The organism is Legionella navarrensis, assembly GCF_052527415.1.
Genome location: NZ_JBNVZR010000028.1, coordinates 1 through 20,621, shown reverse-complemented (window position 1 = coordinate 20,621; position 20,621 = coordinate 1). Strand labels below are relative to the sequence as shown.

Genomic DNA, 20,621 nt, shown 5'->3' with positions numbered 1-20,621 from the left:
TGGGGATGAGGGTCATTTCATCAGATACACCAGAGCTTCGAAGCGAGCGTTATTTTTTTTATATGGGTTTCATAATATGGCTCCCGGTTATCACTTAGCCTCACCCTCATCCCCAGCCCTTCTCCCTAAACACAGGGAGAAGGGAGTCTGTTTCGTGGGCAGGCTTGTGTTCAGGTGACACTTAAATGCCAGGTTAAAATTCAATATTACTGCTGAAACTCTTCGAACGCTTCCAGAGCTTCTGCGGCGTACATTAAAGAAGGTCCGCCACCCATGTATACGGCCATACCCAGGGTCTCTATCAATTCTTCACGTGTCGCTTTCAGCTTGACCAGCGTCTGAGAGTGAAATCCGATGCAGCCAGGGCAGTGGTTGGCAACAGCAAGAGCCATGGCAATCAACTCTTTCGTCTTTTTATCAAGGGCACCATCTTTGGTTGCAGCTGACGCCAGAGCACCAAATCCGGCCATTACTTCAGGCATTTCCTTGCGCATTTTAGCCAGTTGCGTGGTGATTCCAGAGGTAAGATCATTGAACTTTTTAGACATGTTGCTGGGCTCCTGAGTTTATAGGTTTTAAAATCGATTTAAAATTTATAACACGAGCCAGCAACAGACACAATGCGGGTTTGGATTAAGACACCGTTGTGCGGAAATCCTTCATGAAAAAGGCCAGGATAGTAACCATTAGCAGAGATATGGGCAGTATCGATAAAGCCAGCTGATAATCAACGACTGAGTAAATATGCTCGCCCGCAACAAGCTGACTGTCACCAAAAGAATCCAGGAGCCTGCCAACCAGGGGCTGGAAAATAACGCCGCCCAGCGTGACAATCATATTAACCGCGGCAAACACCGTACCCGATAACTGAGCACCGCTGTTTTCCTTAGCCATAATAAACACGATGATTTCTGTCGCGCTGAATGCCCCATACAAAAACAACAGCACGTTAAGCGTGACATAGGAAAGGCCGGGACGATACAGTACGATGCTGATGCAAATCAGCCCCATGACAGCCCCCACCACCAAGGGTAACACCCGGCGGCCAGTCCGGTCAGAAAAATATCCGGCAATGGGTGCGCCCACTGCCCAGCCCAGAAACATGGCTGATACTGTTCGTGCCGCTTCTACTTTTGTCAGGTTGTGCGCCTGCTCCAGATAGCTTTTGCCCCACAGCTCACCAAATACAGATAGAGAGGTATACAGACAGGCACCTACAAAACCAATCAACCAGACCTGTGGCGAACTCAACACATGCCAGACGTTGGCAAAAAATTCAGGCAGCGGATGCTTGTGCGCCACGTGGCCTTTGGGTCCATCACGCACAATCACGAAAATGATAACGGTCAGGACCGCACCGATGATCACCATCATTTCAAGCACGTATTTCCAGCCGAGCGTGACGGCCATATCGGTTATTTTCACTTCACCATAGACAAGACCCAACATGCCCAGCGTGGTGATCAAACCCGCCACCAGTGAAAAATACCGTCTTGGCAGCCAGCGCATGGCCAGCGATAAAACGCCGACAAAAGCAAAGGACGAGCCAAACCCCACCATAAACCGGCCGCTGCCGGCAATAAGCATGGAACTGGTATCCGTAAACATCCAGGAACCCAGGGCACAGCATAAACAGGCAAAGGTCAGCAAGCGACGAGGCCCATATCGATCCATCAGCATACCAACGGGCATTTGCATGGGGGAATAGGCAAAATAATAAAACGCGGACAGCTGCCCGAAGGTCGTAGCCGAAATATGGCCAAATGCCGCGCTTAATTCACTTTGTAATGCGCCAGGAATAATTCGTAACACAAACTCATAACAGTAAAAGAACGCACCAACAGCGCAGACAATGCTGCCAAATATCGCTTGTTTTCTACTTATGGAATTAATCAGGTGCATCGGCGTGTGTTTCCTTCAGGAAAAAAGTTAAAATCGCGGCAATGATGATACCAACCGGGATAATCGACAGAGCAAACTGATAATCATCCGCGGTATAGAGCTGTTCGAAACCGCCAGCAGGAACCAGAGCCGTTGCTGCCTGAGTCGCGTGCATTGATAGGCTGAAATCCAGCAGACGGCCAACCAGAGGCTGTAAAAACATGGCGCCGAGCATGACCACCATGTTGGTCATGGCCATCGCCGTACCGGCCGCTTCGTTGGGGCTTAATTCGCGGCCAACGGCAAAAACGATACATTGCGCACTGTAGAACAGACCAAGAACGAACATCAGAACGTAGATCGTGTTATGACTTAAGTCGGGCATATAAAGCACGGTCAGCATGATCAGAGCAGCTACTGTCGCTCCCAGCAGCATAGGGGGTTTACGCTGTCTGATTCGATCCGATATGTACCCCATCAGCGGCGCGCCCAGGGTGAAACCAAAAAAGAGCATCGAATTGGCAAAGCTGGCCGCTTCCTGTGACATTGCGTGTGCGTTTTTCAGATAGGGAATTCCCCAAAGCTCGGCAAAAACAGTCGTAGGCAGATAAACGAGGCAGCCAAAAAGACCATTAATCCACATCTGACGATTGCGCATGATAATAGCCAAATCAATCATGCTGCTGCGAAAACTGCCGATGGTTCCACTCAGAAACTGGTGTCCCTTTTTATTGCGAATTCCAAACCAGAGCACAATAGTCAGAGCCACACCAAACCAGGCAGTCATGTGCATTGTCTGGCTCCAGCCTGCATTTACAACAAGATAGGCCAGCAGATTATCGCCAAACATGGCGCCAATGGTACCCAGAGCCGCCGCAAGACCTGACACCATGGCCAGTTTGTTTTCGGGGAGCCAGATGGTGGCGAGTTTCAACACCCCGACAAAGGCAAAGGCCGAACCAAAACCAACAAAAAAACGGGCGGTGGCAGCAATCCAGAACGTCTGAGTGCTGGCAAAAACAAAGGTACCCAGAACACAGATAAGGCAGGCGAGGGTAAGCAGTATTCTTGGACCGTATCGGTCCAGCAGAATACCAACCGGCAACTGCAGCGGAACATAGGCATAGTAATAAAAAGCTGACAGAACGCCAAAGCCGGTTGCGGACAGGCCAAAATGCTCGCGCAGAGCCATTTCCATCACGCTGGGCGATATCCTCAGCAAATATTCATAGCTGTAAAACAAGGCACCAAGCCCACATATCAGCCAGGCTACAAAATAATGTGTTTTGTTGTTCGTTTGCAAAAGAACTCTCCTCAATCTGATTGGTTCAACATCTGCAGGCACAACATGGATCAGGGAAGATCTATCCGACTGACGCCGCTTGCCATGGCCGCCCTGGCCACTGCAAGAGAAACGCGTTCTCTCAGTCGAGGATCAATTGGTTTTGGAATAATATATTCCGGACCGTACTCCCAGCTGGTAACTCCGGGATAATTATCGATGACAACCTGAGGAACAGGTTCCAGAACCAGTTGTCTTATCGACTCAACCGCTGCTATCTGCATAGCCCGGTTGATACAGGTAGCCCTCACATCCAGCGCTCCGCGAAAGATATAGGGGAAGCACAGGACGTTATTGACCTGATTGGGGTAATCGCTGCGACCGGTCGCAATAATCAAATCGTTGCGAATCGCATGCGCCTGTTCCGGCCTGATTTCCGGATCAGGATTGGACAAGGCAAAAATAACGGGATTTGGAGCCATCAGACTCAATAATTCAGCATTCAGCAAATCGGGTTTTGCTACACCGATGAACACATCGGCATCTACCATGGCATCGGCCAGGGTACGTTTCTGTGTTGTACGGGCAAAAGCAAACTTGTAGGGGTTGAGATCTTCACGACCAGTATGGATAACACCCTGGGAATCCAGCAGTGTGATGTTTTCCTTTAAAGCTCCCATCGCAACCAGCAGACGCATGGACGCAATGCCTGCGGCTCCGGCACCTATGCAGACTATCCGGACGTTTGAGAGTTTCTTGTGCTGCAGATCCAGCGCGTTCAGCAAACCGGCAGCAACCACAATGGCGGTACCATGCTGGTCGTCATGAAACACAGGGATATTGAGTTGCTCGACCAAAGCCTGTTCTATTTCGAAGCATTCCGGTGCCTTGATATCTTCAAGGTTAATCCCGCCGAATGTGGGGGAAATGCGCTTTGTTGTGGCGATAAAGGCCTGAGGATCGTCTGCGTCCACTTCGATATCAAAAACGTCAATATCAGCAAAACGCTTGAACAGCACGGCTTTCCCTTCCATAACCGGTTTACTGGCCAGCGCACCCACGTCTCCAAGACCAAGCACGGCTGTTCCGTTGCTTATTACAGCAACCAGGTTGCCTTTGGCTGTATAGCGATAGGCATCGTCGGGTCGGGCTTCTATTGCCAGCACGGGTTCGGCAACACCGGGCGTGTAGGCAAGGGATAAATCATCCTGGGAATTGGTTGGTTTTGTGATGTGCACAGCAAGCTTTCCAGGGGTTGGAAACTCATGATAATGCAAAGCACGTTGCTTCAATAAGTCTTTATCCAAAGCGCTCACTCTCAAGTTTCAAATATTAATTAAAATAAAAATTCAGTATATAGAATATATATTGCAGCGAACAGCCGTGTCAGACAAATGACGTATCTGACGTACGCATTGTGTTCCGAAGATTTGTACATTCTGGCCGTGTTTTTTTTCATACGGAAAAAACACGGCTGATTTTGATAATTACTCGCCAGCTTATTAAGCGCGTTTGCTGTAACGATCGCGGAATTTCTGTACACGACCACCGGTGTCAACCAGTTTTTGCTTACCGGTATAGAATGGATGGCATTTAGCGCATACTTCAATGTTGAGGTCCTGGCTCAGTGTGGAACGTGTTTCAAACACTTCACCGCAGCTGCAGGTTACTTTGATGACTTCATAATTTGGATGAATGGATGCTTTCATAGTACGGCTCTCTCTGTTTGCAAAACGAATATCGCCACCTGAACAGCTGTCAGGCACCATACTCTCTATAAATTAATGGGCAAGACTAACAGAATCCTGCGCTCAAATCAATTTTTTAACTCAACCCAGACCGGTGTATGATCGGATGGTCGCTCCCATGTACGCGGCGTCCTGTCAATATGCGAGGCCAGACAGTTTTCGGCGAGGGCTTCACTGAGCAGTATATGATCGATACGTAAGCCCCTGTTACGGCGAAATCCGGCTGCGCGGTAGTCCCACCAGCTGAATTGATTGTCTTCCTGAGGAAACAGACGAAAGCTGTCCTTCAGGCAGGTTGACAGTAGTTTTGACCAGGCCTGTCTCTCCAGAGGACTGACCAATATACCCTCGCCCCACTCCACCGGATCATGGACGTCTCTGTCTTCCGGTGCAATGTTAAAGTCTCCCATCACCACAAGCCTCGGATAAATACGCACCTGTTCTTCGATATAAGCCGTTACGTGAGCAAGCCAGTTCAGTTTATATTCATACTTATCAGTGCCCACTTCAGCACCGTTGGGTACATAAAGATTGATGAGGCGCAGATCACCCAGCGTCACCGCCAGGATGCGTCGCTGTGGGTCCTCCAGTCCAGGGATATCCGTGACCACGTCACTGATAGGACGGCGGCTGATAACTGCCACACCGTTATAGGTTTTTTGCCCGGCATAGGCGAGGTGATACCCGCGTTCAATAAAGACGGCAGCCGGAAACTGTTCATCGACCAGTTTGGTTTCCTGAATACCCAGTACATCGACCTGACTGCTGTCAAGCCAGGCGAGGACATGATCGAGCCTGACTTTTAGAGAGTTAACATTCCAGCTGGCCAGTTTAAGCATGCCATTCCCCTTTGTAATCAATGATCAGAGGCGCGTGATCAGACCAGCGGACATCCCGCGCGATCGACACATCGGCCACGTGTTCTGTCAGGCCCGGCGTGATGACCTGATAATCTATCCGCCAGCCAACGTCCTTTTCCCAGGCTCGGGCGCGGTAAGACCACCAGGTGTATTGTCCTTCGTTCTGGTTTCTCACTCGAAAGGCATCAACAAAACCCATGGGGCCGAACAACTGATCCATCCAGGCGCGCTCCTCAGGCAGAAATCCTGAGTTTTTCTGATTGCTGCGCCAGTTTTTTAAATCGATGATTTTATGGGCAATGTTGTAATCGCCGCAGATAATCAGTTCGCGCCCTTGCTGTTTGAGGGTATTGAGATGCGCAGCAAAACGCTCCAGAAAGGCGTACTTGACTTCCTGTCGGCCATCGCCACTGGTTCCAGACGGCAGATACAGGGATATCACGCTGAATTTCGGGTAATCAAACTGAATATAGCGCCCTTCGTCATCGCAGTAATCGTAACCTATCCCCCTGATGACCTGATGTGGCTTATGTCTGGCATAGATGGCCACACCACTGTATCCCTTTTTCTCTGCATCAAAATACTCGCAGTGATAACCGGCAGGGAAATATTGCTCATCGGGCAGCAGCTGAGCTATCTGCGCCTTGGTTTCCTGGATACAGACAAAATCCGGGTTTTGCGTGTTCATCCACTCATAGAACCCGTTACGAGCCGCGGCTCGGATGCCATTGGCATTAAAACTGATTATTCGCACCTTAAATGTCCTGACAAAATGGTTATTGTTAGCGCAGTTTCAGCGCAGCCTCAGCCAGGCGCTTACCCAGACTGCGGGCCAGGCTGATTTCATCGGCACTCAGAGGCATATCACCTCCGACCCCGGTGACGTGGGACACACCATAGGGTGTTCCGCCGGTCTGGGTATTGTTCAAGGCGGCTTCCGAATAGGGAATACCCAGCAAGATCATGCCATGATGCATCAACGGCAGCATCATGCTGAGCAGGGTAGATTCCTGGCCGCCGTGCATTGAGGAGGTAGAGGTGAACACACAGGCCGGCTTGTCTATTAAATCTCCCGCCAGCCACAGCGCGGCCGTTGTGTCGAGAAAATACTTCAAGGGTGCAGCCATATTGCCGAAACGGGTCGGGCTTCCCAAAGCCAGCCCCGAGCAGTCGCGCAGATCATCCAGAGTCACATAGGGAGCACCTTGCTCTGGAACCGCACTTTCTGTGGCTTCGCATACCGTTGATACCGGCGGCACGGTTCTTAAACGCGCCTCGATACCATCAACATGTTCAACGCCACGTGCAATCTGTTGCGCCAGCTGTGCGGTGGAGCCGTTACGCGAGTAGTACAAAATCAGGATGTAGGGGTTTGACATCTCGGCTTACCTCTAAAAATAAATCTTTGCGGAGTATATACCCATTTCACCAGTATGGTCGAAATAATATGACAAGTTGCGTATAATGATCGTTTTAACAGTGAGAGACCGATTCGAACATGCCAAAACCTTTGATTGCTATTACCCATAAGCGAGCACTGGTTTTCGCCGGATTTCTCGTGCTGTATCAATTTCTGACCTACATAGCCAATGACATGATCATGCCTGGCATGATCCACGTTGTTGCCTCATTTCATGGCCATGAATCCGCCATAGCTACGTCTCTTACAGCCTACGTTCTGGGTGGTGCAAGTCTGCAGATTTTTCTGGGCCCTTTATCTGACCGGTTTGGGCGCCGTCCCGTCATGCTCACCGGAGCCGCCCTGTTCTTTATCTTTACCGCCGCGATTGCCTGCACAACGTCCATGAACCAGTTTCTGCTGGCACGTTTTTTTGAAGGAATGGGTCTGTGTTTTATTGGTGTTATTGGCTATGCGACGCTGCAGGAAATTTACTCAGAAATGGACGCGGTGCGGTTGGTTTCGCTGTTATCGAATGTAGCCATGGTCGCGCCCTTGCTTGGCCCGCTGGCAGGCGCCGGATTTATTCTTTATTTTGACTGGCGTGGTATTTTTGTCCTCATTGGCAGCCTTGCGCTGTTCGCCCTTTATGGTCTGTGGCGCTATATGCCCGAGTCGGTAGGGGCAGTCAAGCACGATGGCGAGGTGATTCCGCGCGTCTCACTGAACCCCAGGACCGTATTCGGTAATTACAGACAGCTCCTGGCTAACCCGGCGTTTATGGCCGGCGCTCTCAGTGCAGGAGTTCTGGGCGCTCCATGCATCGCCTGGATTGCCATCTCACCCATCATCATTGTGACCGATGCTCATTTAAGCGTGATTGATTATGCGCTGTGGCAATTGCCTCTGTTCGGCGCGGGAATACTGGGAAACCTGTATTTACGTAGACTGACTCGACTCCACCCGTTAAAACATATCATCAGCATCGGCTCCCTGATAGCTGTCACCGGCTTGATTTTGTGCAGCCTGCTGACCAGACTCATCAGCACGCATTTTATCTGGCTCATTCCCGGTATGACGCTGTATGGCTTCGGCATGGGCGTTGCAGTGGCGCCACTTAATCGTCTGATTCTGTTTTCAACCCCTGTCAGTAAAGGCACGGCCTATGCCATGATAAGCGTGCTGAGCATGTGTGCTCAGGCGGCTGGCGTAGAAATTGGCAATTACGTTTACGCGCAGCATAACAACTATTACTTCGGACTGTATTGCAGCATCACCGGACTGGTCTACCTGGCTGGCCTGTTCCTTACCGGTCGGCTTCTCGAGAAGCGCGACAATGTTGAGGCTGGTAATCTGGCTATTTAAATATGCCAGGCTCACGTACGGTTTCAGACGGACTGAAAATAAGGCGCTAAAGCATCATGGAAATAAAACAGAGCATCGTTGAAAAATGGAGTCAGAGTATCCGCTTTTGCCGTTTTGTTATCGCGCATTTTATCGAAGATGACGGCCCCTATCGCGCATCGGCACTTGCTTTTACCACTCTGCTGGCCATCGTTCCCCTGATGGCTGTTGGTATTGCTCTTTTTTCGTCTTTTCCTGTTTTTAACGGCATCAGCGAACCCCTGCAAAACTTCATCTTTGATAATTTTGTGCCCGCGACAGGGAAGGTGGTTCAGAGTTATTTGCTGCAATTCGCCACCCAGGTGAGTAAGTTATCGATTGGCGGTACGGTCTTTTTGTTTGTCACGGGCCTGCTGCTGATGGTAACCATAGAAAGTGCCATGAATAAAATCTGGCGTGTTAATACCGGGCGTCAGGGCGTAGCGGCCTTACTGCTGTATTGGGCCATACTGTCTTTGTCTCCTTTTTTTCTCAGTCTGAGTCTGGCTGCCAGCTCTTATCTGATATCCATCCCGTTCTTTCGGGATCATGAAGCGCCATCATTGTTGTTAAGCGCCCTGCCCTTTTTCCTGTCGCTGACCGGCTTCACCCTGCTGTATCTGATAGTGCCCAACCGCCCTGTGTCGTGGCGGCATGCCCTCTGGGGTGGTTTGTTTGCATCCATTCTGGTGGAATCAGCCAAACGTGGTTTTACTTTTTATCTGTCTCGCTATAACGAATACGAATTATTGTATGGAGCCTTTGCCGCCATTCCCATTTTCTTTGTCTGGATTTACTGGGTATGGTTTATTACCCTGCTGGGTGCTGAAATCAGCTATGCCCTGTCGGTTCATCATCAACGGCGCAGAGGCACCTTGCTGGGAGGATTTTTACATGCTCTGTTATGGCTGCAACATTTATGGCTGAAGCAGAAAAGCGGTGAGGGCATGAGCCTGAATGAGTTGATAGATACCAGCAGACAGCCTTTTGAAGTCGACAGTGAGGCGATGATTGATCAGCTGAAGCAGCTAAACCTGATCCATAGTGATGAGCAGGGGAATTATATCCTGAGCCGGGATTTGCATGCGATTTCCCTTTACTGGTTATCTCAGCATTTACCCTATCCCCTGCCTCAGACAGGCGGTATCAGAGACAGTGAGTCAGATATCATCATGAGATGGTATCCCTTATTTGAAAAAATGGAGCACAATCTGCAGAAAACGCTGAATGGCAGTCTGGTGGACTTGTTTGATACCGAGACAACGCCACCCTGAGTGCCTGCAGGATGGCGTTGTTACGATTTTACAGTATGTAGCGCGCCAGATCTTCGTCCGCAACCAGCTTGCCCAGATGCGCCTGAACATAGGCCAGATCGACATGCACCGATTCACCCGCTTTCTCCGTTGCCTCAAAGGAAATCACTTCCAGCAATCGCTCCATGACCGTATACAGGCGGCGGGCACCAATGTTTTCAGTGCGCTCGTTGACCTGCCAGGCTACTTCTGCAATGCGACGAATTCCTGTGTCATCGAAGGTTAAGGTCAGACCCTCTGTGGCCATCAGGGCGGCGTACTGCTCCGTCAGCGACGCGGAAGGCTCTGTCAGAATACGGACAAAATCTTCTACCGACAAAGCGCTTAATTCGACACGAATCGGCAAACGTCCCTGCAATTCCGCAATCAGATCCGAAGGTTTCGCCACATGGAACGCGCCAGAAGCGATAAATAACACGTGATCAGACTTAACCATGCCGTATTTGGTTGAAATGGTTGAGCCCTCTACCAGAGGCAGGAGATCACGCTGCACGCCTTCACGGGAAACATCTCCGCCACTTCCTTCGGCCCGTTTTGCCACTTTATCCAGCTCATCGATAAAGACGATGCCATTCTGCTCAGCATTCTCAATAGCGCGCGCTTTGATATCATCTTCATTTATCAGCCTGGCGGCTTCTTCCTCGCGCAGGATTTTCATCGCTTTAGCCACGGTCAGCCTGCGCGTTTTGGTACGCCCGCTGCCTACCTGCTGAAACATTGACTGCAACTGACTGGTCATTTCTTCCATGCCAGGAGGCGCCATGATTTCGACGCCAACGGGAGAAACCGACACGTCAATTTCAATTTCATTATTATCGAGGGTACCTTCGCGCAGTTGTTTACGAAATACCTGACGTGTCGAACTGTCTTTTTCAGCTGGCAGTACCTGGCCTCGAACAGGGGGCAGCAAGACGTCAAGGATACGGTTTTCTGCTGCATCTTCGGCCAGATGCTCGACTTTTTTCATAGCCGCTTCACGCTCCTGTTTGATGGCAATTTCCATCAAATCACGCATGATTGAATCGACATCGCGGCCAACGTATCCTACTTCAGTGAATTTGGTAGCCTCAACCTTGATGAATGGCGCCTGGGCAAGCTTCGCCAGTCGTCTCGCAATCTCTGTTTTACCGACACCGGTTGGTCCAATCATTAAAATATTTTTAGGCATGATTTCATTACGCAGAAACGCGTCACTGATCTGCATGCGACGCCAGCGGTTACGCAAGGCAATGGCTACGGCTCGCTTGGCTTCGTACTGACCGATTATGTGCTTGTCGAGTTCCTGTACGATTTCTCTGGGTGTCATGGTCATAATGGTATTATTCACAGTCGCTTTCCAATTCTTCGATAGTTAAATTATGGTTGGTGTATATGCAGATATCACCGGCTATTTCCAGACTTTTTTTCACGATATCCAGCGCATTCAGGTCGGTGTTATGCAGCAGGGCACGCGCGGCGGACTGCGCAAAAGGACCACCGGAACCAATCGCCATGATGCCCTCTTCCGGCTCAATCACATCACCATTACCGGTAATAATCAGGGAGGCCTTGCGATCGGCTACAGCCAGCAGAGCCTCCAGGCGTCGCAATATTTTATCGGTGCGCCAGTCTTTAGCCAGCTCAACAGCTGCACGAACCAGATTCCCCTGGTGCATTTCAAGCTTGCGTTCAAAGCGTTCGAACAACGTAAACGCATCGGCTGTGCCACCCGCAAATCCGGCGATAACATTGTCTTTATACAGGCGTCTGACTTTTTTGGCATTACCTTTCATCACTGTATTACCAAAAGAAACCTGGCCATCTCCACCAATTACAACGGAGTTTCCCCGTCTGACTGACAGGATGGTCGTACCACGATATTGTTCCAAAATTATTCCTCAGGCTGATTTATAGTACCCAGATGGGGATGAAAAATTAAAAATCAAGGGGGAAGCGGGTATCAAAAACAGGCCTGGCATAAACCTTTCAGTTCGATGGCGTCCTGACCTACATGAAACCCATGCTGTCCAGACAGATTCTGTACGAAGGAGCGCAGCGCCGGATCGTAGGTTTCGCTGACCTGGTGGCAACGGTTGCAGACCATTAAAATCTCGGATGGCAGGTGCTGCTTGGGATCATGACATAAGGTATAAGACTGAATGGATTCAATTTTATGGACGAGACCGCAGGCAACCAGATAATCGAGCACTCGGTAGACGGTAGGAGGGCTGGAATTCTGCCTGGTCTGCAGCAAGGTATTCAAAATCTCATAAGCTTTTAACGGCTGCTGCTCCTGCCATAAAATATACAGAATGCTTTTGCGCAAAGACGTGAGCCGGTGCTCAATCTGAGCGCAATAATCAAGAAATGCGTCTGGGTAGATCATGATTCAACAGCAAACGACACACCATGAGTCAAGGAATCCAGGCCCAGATACTCTGCCAGAGTCTGACCAATATCAGCAAACGTGTCACGTCGGCCAATAAATCGACTGGCAATTTGAGGGCCAAAAGCAAGAACAGGAATATGTTCGCGGGTATGATCCGAACCGGGCCTCGTTGGATCGCAGCCATGATCGGCCGCTATCACAACCAAATCGTCCGGGCGTAGAGATGCGAGCAGCTCCGGCATTCTGGCATCAAACTCTTCCAGAGCATGCGCATATCCCGCAACGTCACGTCGATGACCAAATGATGAGTCAAAATCCACAAAGTTGGTAAACACCAGACTGCCGCCCGGCGCTGTTTTCAGAGCGGCCACGGTGGCATCAAACAAGGCCATGTTGCCATAGGCCGTGATGGTCTGTGTCATGCCCTGATGAGCAAAAATGTCGGCTGTTTTCCCGATGGCAATAACCTCGCGTCCCGCATCTTTTAAGCGGTCAAGCAAGGTAGGCTCGGGTGGTGGAGTCGCGTAATCACGGCGATGGCCAGTTCGCGTAAACGCGCCAGCCTCTCCGATAAAAGGCCGCGCAATAACCCGCCCAATTTGATACTCATCAACGAGCTGACGAGCAATCAGGCAGATTTCGTACAGGCGCTCAAGACCAAAATGGGTTTCATGTGCCGCTATTTGAAACACGCTGTCCGCAGACGTATAAACAATGGGCTTACCGGTTTTGATATGCTCCTCACCCAGCTCCGCCATAATATCGGTACCGGAAGCATGCTTCAGGCCGATGACACCAGGCAGCCCGGCCCGGGCTACGAACTCATCGATCAGCTTTTTGGGGAAACAGTCTGGTGTATCAGGAAAATAGCCCCATTCGTAATGGACAGGTACACCGGCGATTTCCCAGTGACCACTCGGCGTATCTTTGCCAAGGCTCTGCTCAACGGCATAACCGTAACAGCCCGCCGGAGATTTTAATTCCGACAAAGGGATCAGGCGGGTTCCGGAACTGGCCATGGCGGCATGATACAGACCCAGATCGGTTAAATGTGGCAGAGAAAGAGGCCCTTCGCGCAGACCCTCTACGTTCGCCTGCCCCTGCTCACAGGCCTGATGGATATGAGCAAAGGTATCGGCACCTTCGTCACCATACCGATGAGCATCCAGACTGGCACCAATACCAAGAGAGTCCATTAACAGAACACAAACACGCCTTTGCGTCATTATTTATCCTTCTGAACATCGGCCCCAGGTTTCTTTCAAACCCAGTGAGGCCAACAGGGCAATAATCAATCCTAGCGGAAGAATAAGCCCGGCAAATTGATAATCAGCCAGTGAATAGACAGGCACGCCGTCCATGATCGTTACATCACCATGACTGACAAGCATACGACTAAACAGATTTTGATAAACAATATAACCACCCTGGGTTAATATTGAAATCACACTGACCGCTGTGGCGGTCAGTGCCGCCGGGCTGCTTTCCACAACCAGCGCATAGCTGATAACCTGAGCAGCAGTAAAAAAGCCAAGCAGAAAAAACAATACCTTCATCACAGTCAACGATACGGGCAGAAACAATACGGCAAGCACTACGAGCAAAGAGGCAATTACGCCAGCCCTCATCGGTATCAGGCGCAGGCCCAGCCGGTCCGACAACCAGCCAAGAAACGGTCCGCCGATAATGGCGCCGAGAAACAACATGGTATTCACCAGTGACGCATCGTCCTTGCTCACACCCAGTCTCTGTACAAGATACAGAGAGCCCATCATGGCGCCAAACACTGCAATCGCCATATTCATCAGACTCGTGTAAAGAGCCGCCAGCAGGGTTTGCAGATTGAGATAGGCAAGTCTGGCCGTTGCCAGGACGCTGATTTTTTTTACGCCCTCGGAAACTGCTGTATGCGCTTTATCGATAATACCGAAAGACATGACTGCCAGCATGGCGCAGCCCAGCCAGCCTACCTGCATAAGGGCATCGCGCCAGCCAATCATTTCCACCAGCCTGGTCAGAGGGTATTGTGCCAGCATACCGCCGGTCATGGCCATGGTGACAATAGCGCCGGTTACCATGGCCATACGTCGCGGAGGAAACCAGCGCGAGGCCAATCGAATCGGGCCGAGAAAACAAAAGGCGCTGCCAATGCCCGTGATGAAACGGCAAAACAGAGCCAGATAAAATGACTGCGCATGTGCGAGTAAAAAGGTACTCAAAACACAAAGGAGCATCGCGGTTAAGATTGTTTTTTTAGGTGAAAATTTGTCGAGGATAAAACCGGCTACAAACAGAAACAACACGTTAGATAAATAATAGATGCTGGACAGCCAGGCCATTTTATCAGCCTGTACATGAAAATCACGCATGATGTCATCGGCAATGGAAGCAAACATGTTCCCCTGAATGAATTCATAGAAAAAAAACAAGGAAGCACTGAAGCAGACAAACCAGGGCAGTACCGACTCGAATAGACTGTTTGATGCCTTGTATTCTTGTACCATAGACATGTTTACTCCCAAAACCCTTGTTATTATTGGCGTTTACAATGTGTTTCACGCAGCATCAAACCCGCTGCCAGAGCGATGACAGCCGTCAGCGGAAACATCCACATAGCGTATTGAAAATCGGCAACCGAATACTGACTGCTGGACAGGCCGGCATGATGCTGCATCAGCAAACCAAACAACACCTGACCAACGCCGGCGCCACCCATGATAACAATCGACGCGATACCGGTGGCCGATCCGGTGTTATCCGGTGTGTTGCTTTCTGCAATCAAAGGATAACTGATGACCTGTACGCTGGTAAAAAGCCCCAGTAAAAAGAACACCAGGCTCAACTGAACCTGCGACAGAGTAATTCCGAGAAATAAGGGGGTCATGCTCAGCAGGGTCAACAGGGTCCCATACAGCATGACAGGCTTGCGTCGGGCCTGGCTGTCAGACAGCCAGCCCGCCAGTGGGCAACCCAGAATACTGCCAATAAAGATCATGGACACCACATTACTGGAGGCAATGTCAGACAGCTGGTGAACCACCTGTAAATAACTGGCACCCCACAGCGCACAGAGAACCATAATGGGCAGGTTCAGACAGCAGGTAAACAACCCGGCCAGCCAGGTCTGACGATTGCGCAGGGCCTGCAGCAGACTATCAACGATGTTCGTGCTCTGACTCGTGTTTTGCTGGACACCTTGTGCCGGCTGATCGTAAACAAACACAGCGATCCAGACCAGGAGCAAAGCGCCTATGCCGCTGTCAATTAACAGCGAATTACGCCATCCCCAGGACTCATTCAGCCAGGCAAAAGGCGTATGGGCAACCATCCCCCCCAGAAAGGCCATGGTAACCAGAGAACCAATAACAAGTGCCTGACGGCGTGGCGGAAACCAGCGCGACACCAGGACTACGCAGGAAAGAAAACAGAACGCATTACCAATGCCAGACAGAAAGTGAAAGAGGCAGGCAAGAAAAAAAGAGTGGGTGAGGGCAAAGCCAAGTGTGCCCAATACACAAATCAGCATGGCTGACAGGATGACCGTACGCGTTGAAAAACGGTCAAGGATAACACCGGCTGGGAGAAGAAACAGAATATCCGCCCACAGATACATACTCGACATCCAGCTGACCTGCGTGGCATCGAGTTGAAAACTGTCTCTCAGTGGCTGATTGATGACATCGAAAATATTCAGTTGAAAAAATTCGTAGAAGAAAAAAAGGCCTGCCGACAGACACACCAGCCAGGCAGATAGTCCACCGCGAGGTAGCACAGACCCCGAATTCAAGGCAACAGAATCAGACAACGATTACTCCCAGAAATTCAGCCGCAAAAAGTTGCGGGGAATTGTAACAAATTTTACCGGGAATGGGTAGTGTGTATTGAAAATTCAGTCTGATTGCTTCGTATCCGGAGCACCGATTTCTCGAATATAATGAGGTATCACGGTGCTCCAAATCAGACATATTCTATCAATTAACCGATATGAGAGATAATGGTTCCAGAGACTACGGACGCGCCTACAGTGGTGGTGGCAGCATTTACTGCGGCAACAACCGTAGAGTTAACCAGCGCGCTTTGTTCTGCGCTCAGTTGTTGTCCATCTTTGTCTTTTGCGGCAACGCTGCTGGTAGCAAAACCTGACATGCTTATCAGACCCAAAAGAACTAATACGATCTTTTTCATTCCATACCCTCACTGTTTACGTTATAAACTCAAGGACTTGCCTGTTTTTGTACCAACAGACCCGTCCGAATAAGTGATAAATTTACAGAATGCACATAATTTTGTCAATGATTTTGTCGCATCAGGTCCAATTCAGTCAAACACTTCCTGCAGAAAATTTTTCATCGACTGCAGAGAGCGTCGCTCCGCGACCTCATTATATATTGTGCCCATATCCTGATTATGGGCCTCTGGATTGGTGAAGGAATGCTGCGTGTGCCCATACTGGTGCACCTGCCAATCCACGTTCGCCTCGGTCATTTCCTGACAGAAGGCATTAACATCATCTGGTTTAACCATGGGGTCATCATACCCATGCAACACCAATATCTTTGCATGAATTGGTTCAGGGGGCAACTCTTTTGGTGCATTCAATAATCCATGAAAGCTAATGGCCGCCTTAAGTTCAGCACCACTGCGCGCGAGATCCAGAACCGTCATGCCACCAAAACAGAATCCAATTGCAGCAACCCGGCTTTTATCGACACCGGGGACCGCCAGCAGCGCATCAAACGCCGCTCGAATCCGTGCGCGTAACAGGGCTCTGTCTTCAAAAAATGGCTGGATCAGGGCCATACGTTCCTCCACTGTGCCACCCAGCTGCCCATGACCATACATGTCCACAGCAAAACCGATGTAACCCATGCTGGCCAGCATATCGGCTTTTTTTCTGGCAAAATCGTTACAACCCGTCCAATCGTGCGCAACCAGAACAGCAGGCCGTGATGCCTGATCCGTATTGGCGCGTGCCAGATAGCCATGCAACTCCTGCGCGCCATGATGATAAATATGCTTCGAACCTGCCATGTCAACTCCACATTATCCGTACTGAAAAATCGAAGTGTACCATCAATCCAGGGTTTTTCTAAAGCGTTTGAAACTCACCGCCAGCACAACAACCATGAAAATCATGATGGGTATGGTCTCACGCCATACATCCCAGAATCCGTTTCCTTTCAACAGGATCCCTCTGACAATAATCAGAAAATGCGTCAGTGGCAGCAAACTGCCAACCCATTGCGCCCACTCAGGCATGCCCCGAAAAGGGAACATGAAACCGGATAGCAATATTGAGGGCAGGAAGAAAAATACCGCGCTCTGCACGGCCTGCAGCTGATTGACTGCCAGAGTTGAAAAGGTCAGTCCCATGGCAAGATTAGCGGCAATAAATGGCAGCGATAAAAATAACAGCAGTCCTATACTGCCCTGCATGGGAACATGAAACAGAATACGGGCCAGAAAGAGGATTAAGATGGCCTGGGCGTAGCCCACAATAATATAGGGAAGTAATTTTCCAATCATGATTTCAAGCGGTCTTAACGGTGTGGCCAGAAGATTCTCCATGGTTCCTCGTTCTGATTCGCGCGTGATTACCAACGCCGTGACAATGACCATGGTCAAGGTCAGTACGACGCCCAGCAGACCCGGAACAATGTTATAGGAGGTAATGGCGAGTGGGTTGTAAACAGCGTGTATCTGTGGAGTATAAGGTAAATGTCTTACTGCCAGATTTGCCAGGGGTCCTGTCAGTTCGTCTTTCAGCGACAGGCTCGCCAGTTCATTAAAGACAGACATGGCCCGGGTTGTTGCTGCCGGATCAGTCGCGTCAGCTTCCAGCAGTAAATCAGGGCTTAATCCACGCACCAGATCCCGGGAAAAATGTGGGGGAAAATTCAGCACAAAATTAACATTGCCCCGTCTTAGCATTTGCTTCGACTCAGCTTCTGTCACAGCTGGACTGATGAACTTAAAATAAGTAGAGTTTTGCAGGCTGACCATGATTCGTCGGCTGAACTCATCTGGATTATCGTTCACAATCGCTGTAGGTAAATACCTTGGATTGGTGTTGATGGCATAGCCAAATAAAACCAACTGCATAAGAGGAATGGCAAGAATCATTAGAAATGTGGCACGGTCCCGCCGCATTTCAATGAATTCCTTGATAATGATGGCAAGTAACGGAGAAAAGCGCGCACGATTCATTGTATGTTTCCTCCAGAGCGCTGAACGAGGCTGATGAAGGCATCTTCCAGAGTAGAGGGTATCTGCCTTACACTGACTCGATATAATCTTGCCAGCTCGTTCATGCTCTGATCGAGTAAGGCCTTATCATAAGCGCAGACATGAATTTTATTACCAAATAACTCCGCCTGAACAACACCCTTCGCCTGCTTGGCTTTTTGAAGCAACGCTGTCGTTACACTGCCACTCAGCTCGAGGGTATACAAACCCGCCGACGCAATCACATCATTCACGGTGCCGGTTATTAATAAAGCGCCGTTAGCAAGGTAGGCAAGCCGGGTGCAACGCTCGGCTTCGTCCATATAATGAGTAGAAACCAGTGCTGTGATGCCTCGCTCGCTCAGCAAATGAATTTTGTCCCAGAAATCGCGCCGGGCAACGGGATCAACACCAGCAGTCGGTTCATCCAGCAACAGCAGCTCCGGCTCATGGAGCATGCAGGCGGCAAGTGCGACCCGCTGCTTCCAGCCACCGGATAAGGATCCTGTGAGCTGCTTACGTCGATCAACAAGGCCAAAGTCCTCCAGGGTCTTGTCAACGCGCTCCCGCCGCCTTTGGACATTGTAAACCCGGGCAATAAAATCCAGATTTTCCTCAACACTCAAGTCGGTGTAATAACTGAATTTCTGTGTCATGTAACCAACCTGTTGTTTGATTTGCCTGGCTTCGGTCAACAGATCATAGCCAAGACAGGTTCCTGAGCCTGCGTCGGGAGTCAACAGGCCACACAACATCCGAATAGTCGTAGTCTTTCCACTGCCATTAGGACCAAGAAAACCAAATACATCGCCTTTATTAACTTGCATACTCAGCGCATTGACCACGGTCTTATCAGCAAATTGTTTGCATAAGCCCTTCACATCAATAATGGCGGAGGATGACATCAGGGCTCCTTAAGATAAACCATCACGGGCTGACCAGGTTTATATTGGTTAAAGGAGTACAGCCTCGCCTTGATGCGATACACCAGCTTTTGGTTATTGTCCCTGGAATAGACGAGAGGCGGAATATACTGGGCTTCGGGTGAAATGTAACTGATACTGGCTTCGTCCCGCTTTGTACACCCTTCACATAAAAACGTAATTTTCTGGCCTATTGTGAGCTGAGGTAAGGTATCCACTGGGACAAAAAATTCGATGCGCACATTGCCGGGCGTTAATAGAGATAACACAGCCTGCTGCGCGGCGACAAACTCCCCTTCTAGAAAATAGGTATCAAAAATGATTCCATCCCCGGGCGCATAAACTGTCTTTTGAGCCAACTGCCAGGCGGCATCCTTTTGTTTTTCCTTCAAAAGCATAAGCTCAGCTTCCTGAGCATAAATCTGCTCTTCCCTGCTCCCCATTTCAGCCAGATGCAGGCTGGCTTCGTATTGCGCTTTAAGTTTTTGCTGATCCTCAAGGTTAGAAATCGCCGCATCCAGGCTATCCTTATCAACAGCTTTGCGGGCGTACAGTTCCTGGTTTCGGCTTACGCGAATCTGGGCCAGGGAAATTCGGGCATTGACCTGTTCAATTTGAGCCTTGATCTGATCGATTTCTGGTGAACGGCGGGGATTCTTGAGATCATTCACAACATGTAGAGCTCTGTCTACATCGCTCTGAGCCTGCTTTACCCGTAGTTGTTCAGGTTCGGGATCCAGCCGGAACAGTAATTGCCCCTTTTTGACGCTTTGTCCGCGAGTTACGGCCAAATTAATCAGGGTGCCAGAATAGGGGGATGCCATGTAGATATTTTCACCTTCCACGTAGCCCTGGAAAGCAGATGTATCGCCGTTGTCGCATGCACTGACACAGGTAATGAGCAAAATAAGCGGTAATACACGATAGAAAAAACCAATAGACGAATGCCCATGCCACTTCACGTGATCCCTCGGAGTCTGACTTTATAACTACTTACAATACACGTAATTTCGCTGAAAGTAATGTGCATCAGAAAAGGGTGCGCTTGAAGGGGCAGATAAATGCTAAAAACCTGGTTTGACCATAGATCCTCGCCTTGATTTGACCATAGATCCCCGCCTGCGCGGGGATGACAAACTGGTGCGCTGGGAGCACAAATTGGTGCGCTGGGAGGACAGATGCTCTGCCGGGAGGGTAAATAATATAAAGATTAAAAAAATTTCGGGATAGAGATTTATT

22 protein-coding genes are annotated in these 20,621 nt (G+C 49.8%); 2 read left to right on the top strand and 20 right to left on the bottom strand.

The window, feature by feature from the left end:
• Positions 1-206 precede the first annotated feature (206 nt).
• The 8 genes from ACQUTA_RS12395 to wrbA form a co-directional block, all read right to left on the bottom strand.
• Positions 207-548 (bottom strand): carboxymuconolactone decarboxylase family protein, encoded by a 342-nt coding sequence (locus ACQUTA_RS12395; RefSeq protein WP_444988575.1) that lies wholly within the window; start codon positions 546-548, stop codon positions 207-209.
• An 85-nt stretch (positions 549-633) separates the two neighbouring features.
• Positions 634-1,902: an MFS transporter gene (locus ACQUTA_RS12390; RefSeq protein ID WP_444988574.1), complete on the bottom strand. Its 1,269-nt coding sequence runs from the start codon at positions 1,900-1,902 to the stop codon at positions 634-636.
• The gene (locus ACQUTA_RS12385; RefSeq protein WP_444988573.1) at positions 1,889-3,184 is read right to left on the bottom strand and encodes an MFS transporter; all 1,296 of its coding nucleotides are present in this window, start codon (positions 3,182-3,184) and stop codon (positions 1,889-1,891) included. Before ACQUTA_RS12385 ends, ACQUTA_RS12390 begins: the two co-directional genes overlap by 14 nt.
• A gap of 50 nt (positions 3,185-3,234) precedes the next feature.
• Positions 3,235-4,470 carry a malic enzyme-like NAD(P)-binding protein gene (locus ACQUTA_RS12380; RefSeq protein ID WP_444988572.1) on the bottom strand — a complete coding sequence of 412 codons (1,236 nt, stop codon included), beginning with the start codon at positions 4,468-4,470 and terminating at the stop codon, positions 3,235-3,237.
• A 195-nt stretch (positions 4,471-4,665) separates the two neighbouring features.
• Entirely contained in the window at positions 4,666-4,872 is a 207-nt protein-coding gene (gene rpmE / locus ACQUTA_RS12375) for a 50S ribosomal protein L31 (RefSeq protein WP_444988571.1), read from the bottom strand.
• A 107-nt stretch (positions 4,873-4,979) separates the two neighbouring features.
• Positions 4,980-5,750: an exodeoxyribonuclease III gene (gene xth, locus ACQUTA_RS12370; protein WP_444988570.1), complete on the bottom strand. Its 771-nt coding sequence runs from the start codon at positions 5,748-5,750 to the stop codon at positions 4,980-4,982.
• Positions 5,743-6,525 (bottom strand): exodeoxyribonuclease III, encoded by a 783-nt coding sequence (locus tag ACQUTA_RS12365; protein ID WP_444988569.1) that lies wholly within the window; start codon positions 6,523-6,525, stop codon positions 5,743-5,745. Before ACQUTA_RS12365 ends, xth begins: the two co-directional genes overlap by 8 nt.
• A gap of 28 nt (positions 6,526-6,553) precedes the next feature.
• Positions 6,554-7,150 carry an NAD(P)H:quinone oxidoreductase gene (gene wrbA, locus ACQUTA_RS12360; protein WP_444988568.1) on the bottom strand — a complete coding sequence of 199 codons (597 nt, stop codon included), beginning with the start codon at positions 7,148-7,150 and terminating at the stop codon, positions 6,554-6,556.
• A gap of 119 nt (positions 7,151-7,269) precedes the next feature.
• Between wrbA and ACQUTA_RS12355 the strand changes: the two genes are divergently transcribed.
• Both ACQUTA_RS12355 and ACQUTA_RS12350 read left to right on the top strand, forming a co-directional pair.
• A complete protein-coding gene (locus ACQUTA_RS12355) occupies positions 7,270-8,535 on the top strand; it encodes an MFS transporter (protein ID WP_444988567.1) in 1,266 nt (421 codons plus the stop codon).
• Positions 8,536-8,591: 56 nt separating this feature from the next.
• A complete protein-coding gene (locus tag ACQUTA_RS12350; RefSeq protein WP_444988566.1) occupies positions 8,592-9,827 on the top strand; it encodes a YihY family inner membrane protein in 1,236 nt (411 codons plus the stop codon).
• 28 nt (positions 9,828-9,855) lie between these two features.
• Here the strand turns inward: ACQUTA_RS12350 and hslU are convergent, their stop codons facing one another.
• The 12 genes from hslU to ACQUTA_RS12290 all read right to left on the bottom strand — a co-directional run.
• Entirely contained in the window at positions 9,856-11,178 is a 1,323-nt protein-coding gene (gene hslU, locus ACQUTA_RS12345) for an ATP-dependent protease ATPase subunit HslU (protein ID WP_444988576.1), read from the bottom strand.
• Positions 11,179-11,185: 7 nt separating this feature from the next.
• Positions 11,186-11,734, bottom strand: coding sequence for an ATP-dependent protease subunit HslV (hslV, locus tag ACQUTA_RS12340; protein WP_444988565.1), 549 nt, complete (start codon positions 11,732-11,734; stop codon positions 11,186-11,188).
• Positions 11,735-11,805: 71 nt separating this feature from the next.
• Positions 11,806-12,231, bottom strand: a complete 426-nt coding sequence (locus ACQUTA_RS12335) for a transcriptional repressor (RefSeq protein WP_444988564.1) — start codon at positions 12,229-12,231, stop codon at positions 11,806-11,808.
• Entirely contained in the window at positions 12,228-13,460 is a 1,233-nt protein-coding gene (locus ACQUTA_RS12330) for a phosphopentomutase (RefSeq protein ID WP_444988563.1), read from the bottom strand. Before ACQUTA_RS12330 ends, ACQUTA_RS12335 begins: the two co-directional genes overlap by 4 nt.
• Positions 13,461-13,463: 3 nt before the next feature.
• Positions 13,464-14,744 carry an MFS transporter gene (locus ACQUTA_RS12325; RefSeq protein ID WP_444988562.1) on the bottom strand — a complete coding sequence of 427 codons (1,281 nt, stop codon included), beginning with the start codon at positions 14,742-14,744 and terminating at the stop codon, positions 13,464-13,466.
• A 23-nt stretch (positions 14,745-14,767) separates the two neighbouring features.
• A complete protein-coding gene (locus tag ACQUTA_RS12320; protein ID WP_444988561.1) occupies positions 14,768-16,039 on the bottom strand; it encodes an MFS transporter in 1,272 nt (423 codons plus the stop codon).
• A 170-nt stretch (positions 16,040-16,209) separates the two neighbouring features.
• Positions 16,210-16,419, bottom strand: a complete 210-nt coding sequence (locus tag ACQUTA_RS12315) for a hypothetical protein (RefSeq protein WP_444988560.1) — start codon at positions 16,417-16,419, stop codon at positions 16,210-16,212.
• 132 nt (positions 16,420-16,551) lie between these two features.
• Positions 16,552-17,265: a dienelactone hydrolase family protein gene (locus ACQUTA_RS12310; RefSeq protein WP_444988559.1), complete on the bottom strand. Its 714-nt coding sequence runs from the start codon at positions 17,263-17,265 to the stop codon at positions 16,552-16,554.
• 42 nt (positions 17,266-17,307) lie between these two features.
• Positions 17,308-18,441: an ABC transporter permease gene (locus tag ACQUTA_RS12305; protein WP_444988557.1), complete on the bottom strand. Its 1,134-nt coding sequence runs from the start codon at positions 18,439-18,441 to the stop codon at positions 17,308-17,310.
• Positions 18,438-19,364 (bottom strand): ABC transporter ATP-binding protein, encoded by a 927-nt coding sequence (locus ACQUTA_RS12300; RefSeq protein ID WP_444988556.1) that lies wholly within the window; start codon positions 19,362-19,364, stop codon positions 18,438-18,440. The genes ACQUTA_RS12305 and ACQUTA_RS12300 overlap by 4 nt, the downstream gene beginning before the upstream one ends.
• Positions 19,364-20,344, bottom strand: coding sequence for an HlyD family secretion protein (locus tag ACQUTA_RS12295; protein ID WP_444988555.1), 981 nt, complete (start codon positions 20,342-20,344; stop codon positions 19,364-19,366). The genes ACQUTA_RS12300 and ACQUTA_RS12295 overlap by 1 nt, the downstream gene beginning before the upstream one ends.
• A gap of 67 nt (positions 20,345-20,411) precedes the next feature.
• Positions 20,412-20,621, bottom strand: a 210-nt coding sequence (locus ACQUTA_RS12290; protein ID WP_444988554.1) for a hypothetical protein, incomplete at its 5' end; no start/stop codon positions are given.

Excerpts from the sequence above, each read along its gene's own strand:
- ACQUTA_RS12300 (WP_444988556.1), bottom strand. The coding sequence starts at position 19,364 with ATGTCATCCTCCGCCATTATTGATGTGAAGGGCTTATGCAAACAATTT.
- ACQUTA_RS12315 (WP_444988560.1), bottom strand. The coding sequence starts at position 16,419 with ATGAAAAAGATCGTATTAGTTCTTTTGGGTCTGATAAGCATGTCAGGT.
- ACQUTA_RS12305 (WP_444988557.1), bottom strand. The coding sequence starts at position 18,441 with ATGAATCGTGCGCGCTTTTCTCCGTTACTTGCCATCATTATCAAGGAA.
- ACQUTA_RS12395 (WP_444988575.1), bottom strand. The coding sequence starts at position 548 with ATGTCTAAAAAGTTCAATGATCTTACCTCTGGAATCACCACGCAACTG.
- wrbA (WP_444988568.1), bottom strand. The coding sequence starts at position 7,150 with ATGTCAAACCCCTACATCCTGATTTTGTACTACTCGCGTAACGGCTCC.
- ACQUTA_RS12350 (WP_444988566.1), top strand. The coding sequence starts at position 8,592 with ATGGAAATAAAACAGAGCATCGTTGAAAAATGGAGTCAGAGTATCCGC.
- ACQUTA_RS12330 (WP_444988563.1), bottom strand. The coding sequence starts at position 13,460 with ATGACGCAAAGGCGTGTTTGTGTTCTGTTAATGGACTCTCTTGGTATT.
- rpmE (WP_444988571.1), bottom strand. The coding sequence starts at position 4,872 with ATGAAAGCATCCATTCATCCAAATTATGAAGTCATCAAAGTAACCTGC.
- hslU (WP_444988576.1), bottom strand. The coding sequence starts at position 11,178 with ATGACCATGACACCCAGAGAAATCGTACAGGAACTCGACAAGCACATA.
- ACQUTA_RS12390 (WP_444988574.1), bottom strand. The coding sequence starts at position 1,902 with ATGCACCTGATTAATTCCATAAGTAGAAAACAAGCGATATTTGGCAGC.
- xth (WP_444988570.1), bottom strand. The coding sequence starts at position 5,750 with ATGCTTAAACTGGCCAGCTGGAATGTTAACTCTCTAAAAGTCAGGCTC.
- ACQUTA_RS12355 (WP_444988567.1), top strand. The coding sequence starts at position 7,270 with ATGCCAAAACCTTTGATTGCTATTACCCATAAGCGAGCACTGGTTTTC.
- ACQUTA_RS12325 (WP_444988562.1), bottom strand. The coding sequence starts at position 14,744 with ATGTCTATGGTACAAGAATACAAGGCATCAAACAGTCTATTCGAGTCG.
- ACQUTA_RS12335 (WP_444988564.1), bottom strand. The coding sequence starts at position 12,231 with ATGATCTACCCAGACGCATTTCTTGATTATTGCGCTCAGATTGAGCAC.
- ACQUTA_RS12310 (WP_444988559.1), bottom strand. The coding sequence starts at position 17,265 with ATGGCAGGTTCGAAGCATATTTATCATCATGGCGCGCAGGAGTTGCAT.